This is a genomic window from Flavobacterium hiemivividum (assembly GCF_004349145.1).
Taxonomy (GTDB): domain Bacteria; phylum Bacteroidota; class Bacteroidia; order Flavobacteriales; family Flavobacteriaceae; genus Flavobacterium; species Flavobacterium hiemivividum.
Genome location: NZ_SMFO01000001.1, coordinates 821,905 through 835,243, shown reverse-complemented (window position 1 = coordinate 835,243; position 13,339 = coordinate 821,905). Strand labels below are relative to the sequence as shown.

Here is a 13,339-nt window from a genome sequence, read left to right as displayed (position 1 = left end):
TTTATTTTTTTTTATCTCCCTACAATTGATTTGTAAATATCGTTTCCGTTAGCAAATAATAGTAGCGTTATAAGTAAAACAAAACCAACCATTTGTGCGTTTTCAAGGAATTTATCGCTTGGTTTTTTACCGCTGATAATTTCATATAATAAAAACATTACATGACCTCCATCGAGTGCCGGAATAGGTAATAAGTTCATTACTCCAAGCATAATTGATAATAAAGCCGTGATAGTCCAGAAAGTTTCCCAGCTCCATGTACTTGGAAAAATATCAAATATGGCTTTAAAACCACCTACTTGTTTGTAAGCACCCGTGCTTGGACTGAAAATCATCTTTAGTTGTTTTCCGTATCCTACTAATTGATCTTTTCCTTTTGTAATTCCTACTGGAATCGATTCAAAGAAACCGTACTCTTGTTTACTTACTTTGTAGAAACCTAGTTTTTCTAAGTTTGCCATGGCTAATCCGCCACGTTGAACTCCTAATTTTCCGTCGGCATTTACAGCAACTTGAACTTGTTCTTCTTTTTGATCACGCAATACCGTTGCTGCAATCGTTTTACCTTTGTTATTTTCTAAAATAGTTTGAGCTTGATCAAAGTACTTTGCAGCTTCTCCGTTAAGTGTTAGTACAACGTCCTTCGCTTTTAATTCTGTATTGCTAGATTCGTCACTAACAGCTCCAATCACAAACGGCATTCTGATTCCTACAATACTGCTTTTTTCAAATTTAGACAATTGGTCGACAAAATCATTAGGCATTTTTATGGTTTGCTGAGCTCCGTTTCTTTCGATAAGAACCTCTTTACCCAAAACGATTTTCATATTGATGTCATTGTCAAATTTTTCGATTTTTGTACCATCAACCGAAATGATTTTATCACCCGTTTGGAATCCTGCATTCAACATCGCTTGATTTTCGATCAATATCCCGTCTTTCATATCTGCATTAGCAATATAAGTATCGCCATAAACAAAGGCCATCCCGATGTAAATGATAAAAGCCAAAATGAAGTTGACTGTAACTCCACCTAACATTATAATTAAACGTTGGTAAGCTGGTTTAGATCGAAATTCCCAAGGTTGTGGTGGCAAAGCCATTTGTTCCTTGTCCATGCTCTCGTCAATCATACCTGAGATTTTAACGTATCCGCCCAGTGGCAACCAACCGATACCGTATTCTGTATCGCCAAATTTCTTTTTGATAAGGGAATATTTAACGTCAAAAAACAAATAGAATTTTTCAACTCTGGTTTTAAACAATTTAGCAGGAATGAAATGTCCTAGTTCGTGTAATATTATTAATAATGACAAACTCATTAAAAATTGCGAAAGCTTGATAAATAAATCCATTTTTTATATTAGGTTCTTAATTGAATTCCACAAAAGTAGGGTTTTCTATTTTATTTTGAAAGCCCTACAATTTGGCTAGAGAACAATTGGGTAGTCAACAATTATGCCATTAGGTTTTTTACTTCGAAGGATGTCATGTAACTTTACAGTATCGTATTTAAAGCGATAAAAATTCCAACTCAAATTTTATAAAATCATCCTTATGTCAGTATTATTATATTCTCCTTTACAAATTAAAAACCTTACCCTTAAAAACAGAATTGTTATTTCTCCAATGTGCCAATATTCTTCCGTTGATGGCTTTGCCAGTGATTGGCATTTGGTGCACTTGGGCAGCCGTGCCTCGGGTGGAGCAGGTTTAATCATTCAGGAAGCGACCGCAGTTTCTCCAGAAGCAAGAATTTCTCCAGACGATATGGGAATCTGGAAAGACGAACACATCGAGAAATTAGCATCGATAAACGAGTTTATTATCAGTCAAAATTCGGTTCCAGGAATCCAATTGGCGCATGCAGGTAGAAAAGCAAGTTGCTCCTCGCCATGGAACGGACATAAAAAACTAGATGCAACACAAGGCGGCTGGGAAACTGTGGCGCCAAGCGCAATTCGGTTTCAAGATGCAGACACTTTGCCACTTGCTTTAGATAAGGCGGGTATTGACAAAGTAATTGCAGATTTTAAAGCAGCGACCAAAAGAGCGGTAAAAGCAGGATTTCAAGTTATGGAGATTCATGCAGCTCATGGGTATTTATTGCATTCATTTCTTTCGCCTTTATCGAATAAAAGAACGGATGATTACGGCGGAAGTTTTGACAACCGCATAAGATTGACTCTCGAAGTTGTGGAAGCCGTAAAGTCTGAATGGCCAAAAGATTTGCCGTTATTCGTAAGGATTTCTGCAAGCGACTGGGCCGAAGGCGGATGGGATATCGAAGAATCAGTATTACTTTCGAAAACTTTAAAAGATAAAGGTGTCGACTTAATCGACGTTTCTTCGGGAGCATTAGTGCCTTATCAAAAAATTCCAGTAGAACAAGGATACCAAGTTCCCTTTGCCGAAAAGATTAAAAAAGCAAGCGGAATCATGACTGGAGCGGTAGGTTTAATTACGGATGCAACCCAAGCCGAAGAAATTTTGTTAATGGGAAAAGCCGATTTAATTCTATTTGGACGAGAATCATTGAGAAACCCAAACCTGGGATTGACTTTCGCTGCCGATTTAGATGTTGAGGTGCAATGGCCAAAACAGTACGAAAGAGCTAAGAAGTAATTAAAGAGCTAAGATTATGCACTGAGTTTTTTTAATCGCAACAAAATTTAAAGCTTGCTAAAGGAGCTGTAGCACTGCATGATTAAAAAAAGGTTAACCACATAGAGACATACATTTTATAAACGTTACGAGGCGTTTCACTTTTTTTAAGGATAGCATAGCTATGTTACTCGAAAAAGAAAAATTTAAAAAGACGAAGTAATACAATCTTGACTTATAAAAGCTGCAAGTTTTTAAAAGGAACTTATATGGGCTTATATGTTTTTGAAAAAAAAAGAAGGTAGAGATTTCTCTGTTAAAGCGAAGCTTTCTCAACCCAATCTAATTAACCTATGTTTCTATGTGGTAAAAAAAGGAAGTAGTTAGAACACCATTCTTAAAATTGTCCACATAGTTAAAAGAACTTAGATGACTTATATGTTTAAAAAGAAAGTTCAAATATATGTACTCTATGTCAAAGCGAAGCTTTCTCAGCCCAATAAAAATAACCTATGTTTCTATGTGGTAAAAAACCATACCTCAATAAAATAATAAATATGCAAAAAATAAAAACTGCCCTACTTTCCTACGGCATGTCTGGAAAAGTATTCCATGCACCATTTCTAGATTTTCACCCCGGATTTGAATTACTAGGATCTTGGGAACGAAGTAAAAAATTAATTCAACAGGATTATCCTAGTGTAAAGAGTTATGCTACGTTAAAAGAAGTATTGGAATCTGATGCTGATCTAATTATCGTCAACACACCAGTGGGAACCCATTTTGAATATGCCAAAGAAGTATTATTGGCAGGAAAACATGCCGTAGTCGAAAAAGCTTTTACCACCACGGCGGCCGAAGCGCAAGAATTGGTGGATCTAGCCACTGAAAAGGGAGTTAAACTATCCGTTTTCCAAAACAGAAGATGGGACAGTGATCTCAAAACAGTGCGCCAAGTTCTTTTAGACGGCGTTTTGGGTGATATTGTCGAAGCTGAATTTCACTTTGACCGCTATAATCCGCTGTTGAGCCCCAAGCAACACAAAGAAACTGCCAATGCTGGCGCCGGAATTTTGAAAGATCTTGGACCGCATTTAATTGATCAGGCTTTGTATCTATTTGGATTTCCTCAAGCGGTTTTCGCTGATATTAGAACCACCCGCGAACACTCTTTGGTAGATGATTGGTTTGATATTTTATTATATTATCCCAATTTTAGAGTGCGGTTAAAAGCTAGTTTTTTTGTTCGCGAAGCCAATCCCGCCTACACTATTCATGGTAAGAAAGGATCTTTTTTAAAGCCTCGTGGCGATGTTCAAGAAGACGAATTGAAATTAGGCGCCAAACCAAACGTGGAAAACTGGGGGACAGAGTCAATTGAAAAAGAAGGTTTGCTACATACCGAGATAGATGGTAAAGTCGCGCTTGAAAAAATCCCAACGCTGCAAGGGAATTACTACGACTTTTTTGATGGAGTGTATAATTCCATTTCAAATAATAAAGAAGAGCCGGTTACAGGGCAAGACGGACTGAGAGTTATGCAAATTATCGAAGCGGCGATTCAAAGTAGTGCTCAGAGAAAAGCGATTGCTATTTAAGAAAGCAAAGCTTCTCGATACTTTTTTGGCTAATTACATATTGTTCAATTAAATATCAATCTAAAAGCCAAAAACACTCAAAGAGACGTTCGGGGGAAAGCAATATGATTTTAGCCACGAATTTCACTATTTAATTTGTGAAATTCGTGGCTAAATTTCAGACTTCCGGCAAAATAGTTAATGGTTGTAGCAAACAAAGCTGTGAATGTTACAAACAATAACGTTGTAAATTCATTGCATTGCTTTTTTGTCAAATTCATCGTCTAGCTTTTTTGTAATTTTGCATCTTTCAATTAGTAAAAAATATCGTTTTGATAGAATTAAATTTTATAGACCGCTTTAAAACCGAAGGCAAACTCAAGAAATCATATAAAAAAGCAAAGCTTTCTTATTTAAGAAGAATTCGTTGGGCTGTTGCGGCGTTTTATTTTGGGATGGGATTGTGTTTTGCAACTTGGGCAAGTAGAATTCCAGATATTAAAATGGCATTAGATTTAAGCGCAGCCGATCTAGGAACGATTTTATTTGCACTTCCTTTAGGGCAGTTGGCGATGATGCCTTTTTCAGGGAAATTAGTTACTCGCTTTGGTAGTCATCGCGTCGGGGTGTTTTCACTAATAATGTATGCGATTAGCCTTTCAAATATGGGCTTAGCCACATCATCTTGGCAATTAGCACTCGGCTTATTTCTATTTGGAATATTCGGAAATATGAATAGTATTTCCATCAATACACAAGGCGTTTACACCGAAAAATTATATCAAAAAACGATCATGGCTTCTTTTCATGGCGTTTGGAGTTTTGCGGGATTTACGGGTGCTTTAATCGGTTTAGGGATGCTTTCATTAGAGCTATCGCCGTTTTATCATTTTTTAATCGTGGGACTTTTTGTTATAACATTGGTTGCATTTAATTATCGATATCTGATAAAAGCCAAAAAAACTCCAGTAACCGTCGAAAGGAAAAAGTTATTTACAAAGCCAGACAGTGCGCTAATTTGGCTAGGTATAATTGGTTTTGGTTGCATGGCGAGCGAAGGAATTATGTTTGACTGGAGCGGAATCTATTTTAAAGATGTTGTCAACGCACCAGGTCCTTTAATTATTTTAGGATACACCTCCTTTATGATTATGATGGCAACAGGACGTTTTCTGGGAGACGGTCTAATTGTTCGTTTTGGAAGAAAAAAAGTAATACAAACCAGCGGTTTATTAATCTCCGCAGGACTTTTTACAGCCGTAGCTTTTCCGTATTTAATTCCATCAACAATTGGTTTTATGCTTGTTGGGCTCGGGGTTTCCTCGATTGTTCCCACCTTATATAGTCTGGCTGGAAAAAATACGACGGTTCCGCCCGGAGAAGCGCTAACGATTGTCACCAGTGTGAGTTTTCTAGGGTTTTTAATGGGGCCACCCGTTATTGGCTACATTGCAGAATTGATGGGCTTGCGATTTTCCTTTGCCTTTATTGGTATTTTCGGAATATTAATTGCACTTATGGTTAGCCGAATCAAAGCTATTCAGTAATTTTTTAGGAGCAATACTTTTTGTTTTTTTAATGACGTATCACCTGCTCTTCGCTATATCCACGCTATAAAAGCGTGGGATACCGCTGCGATCAGGGCTATTTTATAGCGTTTTGTGGTTTTAATTACGGCAACAAAATTCACACAAAAAGCAGGTCAGTTTTGGACATGGAATCCGTCTACAATGATTTTTTTTATTTGGTGAAAATAAAAATCTCTAATGTATTTAGCGCTTAACTTTCTGATATATAAATTATTACATTAGAAATTATCATTTATGTTAAATATTTAAGTATATTTATACTGTTAAACTACAGGTTTTAAATGTTTTACAGCTTTTTTAATACCACTCTTAAAAACTGCTTTCAACTTTATTTTTCTTGGTTTTAGACTAAATTTCCAAAAACATCTTTTTTTATCGCCGAAGCGGTATCCAATTATGGATATTTTTATGTGCTCGGAAGTAAAACCAATCCTATTTATATAAAATTATAAGTTCCCAAATCAGTTTTGGGAATCCATTGCTGCACTATAAAACAAATGGGATTATGAAAAAAGCTTTACTGACTGTTTTTCTTGTTTTTCAATTAGGATTTACTTTCGCGCAAAATAAAACGGGAATTCTGGGAATTGTGTTGGATGCCAAAACACAGCTGCCTTTAGCTTTTGTGACGGTTTCAATTCAGAATACAAATGCCATGCAGCTCACTGCAGCTGATGGAAAATTCAGTTTTGAGGAGAATTCCGGTGGAGACCAACTGCTGCTTTTTCGCAGTCAAGGTTATAAAGACGCCTTAATTCCGGTAACAATCGAAGCAGGAGAACTTCTCGATCTAGGTACTATAATGCTAGAAGAAGATGAAATTTCAGACCAGCAACTAAGCTTAATTCGACTTTTTGAAAATGATTTAACAGATGATAATAGCGGTTCCGAGAGCACCTCGGGATTGCTGCAGTCTTCAAAAGATGCCTTTCAACAAGCCGCAGCTTTTAATTGGGGACAGGCACGTTTCCGAATTCGGGGATTAGACAGTGAGAATGCGACTACCATGATTAATGGAGTTTCTATGAACAAAGTGTATGATGGGAGACCACAATGGAGCAATTGGGGCGGACTAAATGATGCCACCCGAAATCAGGAATTTACCATAGGCACTGCTCCATCTGATTATGCTTTTGGCGGGATTTTAGGAACTCAAGAAATTAACACCCGTGCTTCCATTTATAGGACAGGAACCAGAATCACCATTTCTGGGACAAACACAAATTATAGAGGACGCGTCATGGGAACCTTTGCTTCAGGAATGAGTAGCAGCGGCTGGGCCTTCGTAGTGTCAGCTGGAAAAAGATACGCGCAAGAAGGGCATTTTGAAGGAACAACCTACGATGCGAATTCACTGTTTCTGAGTGTCGAGAAGAGGTTAACCGACAGTCATTCCCTAAATTTCACCGGTTTTTATACGCCAAACAGTCGTGGTAAGAATTCACCAAATACCGCTGAGGTTACTGAACTAACCAGCAAAAACTACAATTCTTATTGGGGATACCAAAACGGCAAGCAAAGAAACGCCAGAGAAAAAAACATCGAAGAACCCATCTTGATGCTCAATCATTATTTTAAAATAAACGATCACAGCAATCTGAACTCTAGTGTGATGTATCAGTTTGGGAAAATAGGGAACAGTAACCTCGATTATCAAAATGCGAACAGTCCCGACCCTACTTATTTTAGAAAATTACCTAGTTATTACAGTTCGATGTACGGCAGTGACGAAGGAGAATATTCGGGTGCTTTTACACCTGATTTTGAAAATGCGGAGAAAAGCCGAATCCAGTTTTTGGCAAATCCGCAAATTGATTGGGATGCCATGTATAAAGCCAATCAAATTCCAATTTTAGATTTGAATGGAAATGTTACGGGCTATGAAGCGGCCAAAAGTCACTATGTTTTATACGAAGACCGCACAGATGATAAAACCATGGTAGCTTCTTCTAATTTCAATACACAGCTAAATGAAAATCTGATTTTGAACGTGGGCGGATCTTTTAAGGATTTGAAATCACACAATTACCAGAAGCTTTTGGACCTGCTAGGTGGTGCCTATTTTGAAGATATTGATGGTTTCTATGGCGGCGATCAAGCACAATCGGATTTAAATAATCCAAACAGACAGGTAGTTGTAGGAGATGCTTACGGTTATAATTACAAGTACACAGCGACTATTTTTGAGGCTTTTAGCCAGTTTAAATTTGCCTATGACCGCGTCGATTTTTATTTGGCGCAGGCGTTCTCCGCTACGAATTATCAAAGAGAGGGCTTGTACAAAAACGGAATTTATGAATCGATTTCCTTTGGCAAAAGCCAGAAAGTGGGCTTTGAGAATTTTGGCTTTAAAGGCGGTGTTCTTTATAAAATATCAGGCAAGCAATCAGTGAATTTCAACGGAGCGCATTTGACAAAAGCACCTACAATTAGAAATACATTTCCCAATTCTCGCTTGAACAATTCTATTACAGACGGATTACAAAGCGAAACTATAAATAGCCTTGATGCGACTTATGTTTTTCGTTTACCAAAGTTAAAAGCGCGGTTGACCGCTTATTATTCGACCATAAAAAATGCTACTAAAACTTCCTTTTTCTATGCAGAGGGTATTTTTGATAATGGTGCGGGATACACGAATACCAATGCTTTTGTAAGTCAAACGCTAACGCATTTCGATCGGAAAAACATTGGTGGGGAATTTAGTTTTGAATACCAATTGACCAGTACCATTAAAACAAGTGTTTCTGCTGGTTATGGTGAGTTTACTTATGATAGTAATCCGAATGTGAGTATCAATAATGATGCATTAGCGTCAGTAGAAAACACTAAGCCCACATTCGATTTTGGAAAGGCACTTTTAAAAAACTACAAACAAGCCGGCAATCCACAACAGGCATACGGATTTGGTATTGATTACCGTGACCCTAAATATTGGTGGATAGGAATTAATATTAACTATCTGGCTGATAATTATATTGACGTTTCACCAATAGCAAGAACAAATGGTTTTTATATCAATCCCGCTAGTGGGTTTCCTTTTCCAGAAGCTACAGAAGAGCGAGCAAGGGAGTTGTTGAAGCAGGAAAGATTTGATCCGGTGGTGCTGCTCAACCTTATTGGAGGAAAATCATGGCGAATCAACGGGAAAAATTTAGGACTTTTTGTGAGTGCCAATAATCTACTCGATACTACCTATAAAACGGGCGGTTATGAACAAGCAAGAAACGCCAACTTTAGACAACTCGATCAGGATGTTTCTAGTGGAACTCCCTCTTTTGGTAATAAATATTTCTACGGCTACGGCAGAACGTATTTCGTCAATCTCAATTTTAATTTTTAACGATAAAAACACGTATTATGAAATCTACTTTCTATAGTTTCCTTTTTATGTTTGTAAGTATTGCTATTTTTTCGAGCTGTGCAAATGATGTAGTAGAGATACCAAAACTGCAATGTACGCAGCCTGATTTTACGACTAGTAAAACGGTAGCGGAAGTTCATGCTAATGCCGGTGCCATCGTTTCACAATATACATTTGACGATATTATTGAAGCCTACGTGGTTTCCAGTGATGAAAACGGCAATTTTTTTAAAACTATTTCTTTTCAAACTCTAGCAACCGAAACTATTCCAGCAATAGGATTTAGTGTTCCTGTAGATGTTAGTAATACCTATGTTGATTTTAGAGTGGGAAACAAAGTGTATGTAAAACTAAAAAACCAACATACCGATATTAATTATGGAAGTCTGCGCATCGGAGGTATTTATGTCAATTCCTATAACGAAGGTGCTGTGGGTCGGCTCTCGCAAAACGATTATAAAAACGTGCTAAACGCTTCCTGTACAACTTTAGCTGAAAGTTTTTTGGTTCGGTCGCTTTCGATTCCAGAATTAGTTTCTGATTCTAATTTAAATACCTTGGTCGAATTGTCTGATGTTCAGTTTACGGAGTCAGCTCTTGGTAGACATTATTTTGAAGAAACAAATAATGTGGGTGGCGCGACGAATTGGAGTTTAATAGATAAGTTTGGGAATCAGGTACTTTTTAGAACCAGTAGTTATGCTGACTTTGCCCAAAGCATGGTTCCCGGCGGAAGCGGAAAAGTGCGTGGGGTTTTGACTAAATTTGGTACAGACTATCAGTTACTCGCTCGTTCTGAAAAAGATGTAGCGATGACAGACGCAAGAAAATCTCCTTTCTTCGCGCAAGATTTCCAAACCGTAGTCGATAAAACGAATTTAAGTCTGCCCGGTTGGGCAAATATCGTTCAGAGTGGTACGATTTTCTGGAAAGGAACCGTCTATTCTGGCAATGGTTATGCCGAGTTTAATACTACAGGAGCTAAAGTTCTGTCAAATATCGCTTGGTTGATTTCGCCTAAAATTGATATGGATGCACATACTAATGAAATACTGACTTTTAGAACAGCCCAACATCATCTAGATGTAGATTCTCCGTTGAATTCATTGGAAGTTTTTGTCTCCAATAATTTTGATGGCTTAAACGTGACTAAGGCAACTTGGATTCCACTAAAAGTAATCTTGCCAAAACAGGCTACACCTTGGTATCAATTTGTGGGTTCTGGGGGCGTGGACTTGTCTTCTTATACTGGAAAAATTAATATCGCTTTCAGATATACGGGCTCTGGAAGGAATCTGGCTTTAGACGGAGCTTTTCAGGTGGATGATGTGCAGGTTTATGGAGATAAATAATTTTTATAAATCGTAATTGTTGAATTTCATTATATTTGCGGCTAAATAAATTAAATTATGAAATCTATTTTTTTAGCAGTTGTTTCTTTATTGTTCGTTTCATGTTTTCCAGATATGAATACAGATGTAGAAACTCAACCCGTTGATTATACAGTTCAAAATGAAAAAGATATTACGGCATATATTGCCAAAAATAATCTGACCGCTATAAAAAGCGATTCTGGTTTGTATTATGTGGTTGATGTAGCCGGTGAAGGTGCGAAACCAACAGCAAAATCAAATGTAACGGTAGCTTACAAAGGATATTATACAAATGGTAATGTATTTGATCAAAGTGATGCAAACGGAATTACTTTTGGTTTGCAACAAGTAATTAGAGGATGGACAGAAGGAATTCCTTATTTTAAAGAAGGTGGTAGCGGTATTCTTTTAGTACCTTCTCACTTAGGATATGGAAGTTTTAATTACAAAGGAATTCCAGGAGGTTCAGTACTTGTTTTTGATGTTAAATTGATCAAAGTAAACTAGTTTAAGGTTATATTTTAAAATAGAAAAGGCTGTCTAAATTCTTAGACAGCCTTTCTGTTTTTATAAAGTAAGTATTATTTGCGTTCAATAATACTAATGGCATAACCTCCGCCTGGAACACTCAATTGAGATAGTTTAGACTTACTAGTTACTGTAACTGTGCGAATAGTATAGGCTTGCGGATTCGTTTTATAATGCGCATCTTTTGCATCAGCATAGATTGTAGCAGTATATTTCTTTCCTTTTTCCAAGAAATCAAATTTGATATTCGAAGTACGAGACGTTTCACCATTTACATTCCCTACAAACCAGTTGTTGGTTCCTTTTGCTTTACGAGCCACGGTGATATATTGTCCAGGCTCCGCTTCTAGATATTTGCTGTCGCTCCAATCGATCGCTACATCTTTGATGAATTGGAAAGCATCTAGAAAGCGATTGTAATTCTCCGGTAAATCAGCCGCCATTTGTAACGGACTGTACATAGTAACATACAAAGCCAACTGGTTTGCAATCGTACTATTTACATGTGATCCATTGTCAGGATTTAATTTACTTAGATCCATTTCGAAAATTCCAGGCGTATAATCCATTGGCCCACCAATTAATCTTGTAAAAGGCAATAAGGTAACGTGGTTGGGTTTAGAACCACCAAAAGATTGGTATTCCGTTCCTCTAGCTGATTCATTCCCAATTAAGTTGGGATAAGTTCTTGAAATTCCAGTAGGACGCACAGCCTCGTGCGCATTAACCATAATTTTATAGTCGGCAGCCTTTTCTATTGCATACTGATAATGGTTTACAACCCATTGATTGTAATGATTTTCACCTTGTGGTAAAATATTCCCTACATATCCACTTTTTACTGACGTGTAGCCATTGTCATTCATGAATTGGTAGGCTTTGTCCATGTGGCGTTCGTAGTTGCGTATTGACCCAGAAGTCTCATGGTGCATCATCATTTTAACCCCTTTAGATTTAGCATATTCCTGAATACCTTTTACATCAAAATCAGGATAGGGAGTTACAAAGTCAAAAACATAATCTTTAGAATGACCAAACCAGTCTTCCCAACCTTGATTCCAACCCTCTACTAAGACAGCGTCAAAACCATGTAGAGCAGCAAAATCAATATATTTTTTGACATTAGCAGTTGTCGCTCCATGTGTGCCATTTGGTTTTGCTTTCGAATAATCAGTTATTCCAAGTTGTACAGATGGATATTCATTAGTGTACGACCAAGAACTTTTACCAGTAATCATTTCCCACCAAACACCAATATATTTAACCGGTTTTATCCAAGAAGTGTCTTCAATTTTTGAAGGTTCGTTTAAGTTCAATGTCATTTTTGAAGCCAAAATATCTCTAGCATCGTCGCTTACCATAATAGTACGCCAAGGAGAACTATTTGGCGCTTGCATGTAACCTTTGTCTCCAATTGCATCTGGAGTTAACCAAGATTCGAAGATCATATTTTTGTCATCTAGATTCAAGTGCATGCAGGAATAATCGATTAATGCCGCTTCATGAAGATTGATGTACAATCCGTCAGTAGATTTCATCATCAAAGAAGTTTGAACTCCCGTTGTAGAAAACGAAGTTTGAGATACATTAGCTGTTCTAGCTTTCTCATTTAAGCCTCTAATTTCAGATAATTTTGAAGTCGTAAAATCATATTCTTGAGTATCGTAATCTCCAGGAATCCAAAATGCGGTATGATCACCTGTCATCGCAAATTGCGTTCTTTCTTCTTTGATTACAAAATAAGTCAGGTTCTTTTGAGTTGGAAATTCATAACGGAAACCAAGACCTTCGTCAAATAAACGAAAACGAATTACGATCTGTCTGTCTGTTCCTTTTTGGTTTAAAGTAACAGCAAGTTCATTATAATGGTTGCGTATTTCGGCTACTTCACCCCAAACAGGTTTCCAATTTTCGTCGAAAGTGGCGGTTTTTGTATCTACTATCGTGAAATCATTTAATAGTGATTTTTGGTCATTTTTAAGTACTAAACCAAGCTTACTGGTTTTAATCACTTCTTTGTTTTTGTATTTTAAAGCATAGGTAGGAGTTCCGTCATTTTGCAACGAAAAGTCCATTGTAAAAGCTTTATTTGGCGACTTTAATTGTTGTGCTTGGGCACCGCTAAATAAAGTAAGACAGAAAAAGCACGTTAAAATTAAATGTTTCATTTTTCGAATAAATTAATTATTAATGTTTTTTGTAGTTCATAGGGAACTTCGATATCGTAAATATATATCCTTTGTCGCTTGAAAGTTTTTGTAATTTTTAAAAAGTAGATTCTGTACGTATTTTAAAAGTGTAATA

The 13,339-nt window shown here is 37.0% G+C and carries 8 protein-coding genes; 6 read left to right on the top strand and 2 right to left on the bottom strand.

The genetic code is table 11. The annotated features are described in order from the left end of the window. Positions 1-11 precede the first annotated feature (11 nt). A complete protein-coding gene (gene rseP, locus E0F98_RS03675; RefSeq protein ID WP_132109234.1) occupies positions 12-1,355 on the bottom strand; it encodes an RIP metalloprotease RseP in 1,344 nt (447 codons plus the stop codon). Between the two features lie 202 nt (positions 1,356-1,557). On the opposite strand from rseP, the gene E0F98_RS03670 reads away from it, so the two are divergent. The 6 genes from E0F98_RS03670 (at position 1,558) to E0F98_RS03645 (ending at position 11,014) form a co-directional block, all read left to right on the top strand. After that, the gene (locus E0F98_RS03670; RefSeq protein ID WP_132109233.1) at positions 1,558-2,625 is read left to right on the top strand and encodes an NADH:flavin oxidoreductase/NADH oxidase; all 1,068 of its coding nucleotides are present in this window, start codon (positions 1,558-1,560) and stop codon (positions 2,623-2,625) included. Positions 2,626-3,161: 536 nt separating this feature from the next. Further along, complete coding sequence (locus E0F98_RS03665) at positions 3,162-4,202, top strand: Gfo/Idh/MocA family oxidoreductase (protein WP_132109232.1); 1,041 nt, start codon at positions 3,162-3,164, stop codon at positions 4,200-4,202. 311 nt (positions 4,203-4,513) lie between these two features. Beyond that, positions 4,514-5,728 (top strand): MFS transporter, encoded by a 1,215-nt coding sequence (locus E0F98_RS03660; RefSeq protein WP_132109231.1) that lies wholly within the window; start codon positions 4,514-4,516, stop codon positions 5,726-5,728. Between the two features lie 547 nt (positions 5,729-6,275). Further along, entirely contained in the window at positions 6,276-9,113 is a 2,838-nt protein-coding gene (locus E0F98_RS03655) for a TonB-dependent receptor (protein WP_132109230.1), read from the top strand. A gap of 17 nt (positions 9,114-9,130) precedes the next feature. Then, positions 9,131-10,486 (top strand): DUF5689 domain-containing protein, encoded by a 1,356-nt coding sequence (locus tag E0F98_RS03650; RefSeq protein WP_132109229.1) that lies wholly within the window; start codon positions 9,131-9,133, stop codon positions 10,484-10,486. A 57-nt stretch (positions 10,487-10,543) separates the two neighbouring features. Then, positions 10,544-11,014, top strand: coding sequence for an FKBP-type peptidyl-prolyl cis-trans isomerase (locus tag E0F98_RS03645; RefSeq protein ID WP_132109228.1), 471 nt, complete (start codon positions 10,544-10,546; stop codon positions 11,012-11,014). A 74-nt stretch (positions 11,015-11,088) separates the two neighbouring features. On the opposite strand, the gene E0F98_RS03640 is transcribed toward E0F98_RS03645, so the two are convergent. Further along, complete coding sequence (locus E0F98_RS03640) at positions 11,089-13,203, bottom strand: glycoside hydrolase family 97 protein (protein WP_132109227.1); 2,115 nt, start codon at positions 13,201-13,203, stop codon at positions 11,089-11,091. Positions 13,204-13,339 lie beyond the last annotated feature (136 nt).

Excerpts from the sequence above, each read along its gene's own strand:
- E0F98_RS03655 (WP_132109230.1), top strand. The coding sequence starts at position 6,276 with ATGAAAAAAGCTTTACTGACTGTTTTTCTTGTTTTTCAATTAGGATTT.
- E0F98_RS03670 (WP_132109233.1), top strand. The coding sequence starts at position 1,558 with ATGTCAGTATTATTATATTCTCCTTTACAAATTAAAAACCTTACCCTT.
- E0F98_RS03645 (WP_132109228.1), top strand. The coding sequence starts at position 10,544 with ATGAAATCTATTTTTTTAGCAGTTGTTTCTTTATTGTTCGTTTCATGT.
- E0F98_RS03665 (WP_132109232.1), top strand. The coding sequence starts at position 3,162 with ATGCAAAAAATAAAAACTGCCCTACTTTCCTACGGCATGTCTGGAAAA.
- rseP (WP_132109234.1), bottom strand. The coding sequence starts at position 1,355 with ATGGATTTATTTATCAAGCTTTCGCAATTTTTAATGAGTTTGTCATTA.
- E0F98_RS03650 (WP_132109229.1), top strand. The coding sequence starts at position 9,131 with ATGAAATCTACTTTCTATAGTTTCCTTTTTATGTTTGTAAGTATTGCT.
- E0F98_RS03640 (WP_132109227.1), bottom strand. The coding sequence starts at position 13,203 with ATGAAACATTTAATTTTAACGTGCTTTTTCTGTCTTACTTTATTTAGC.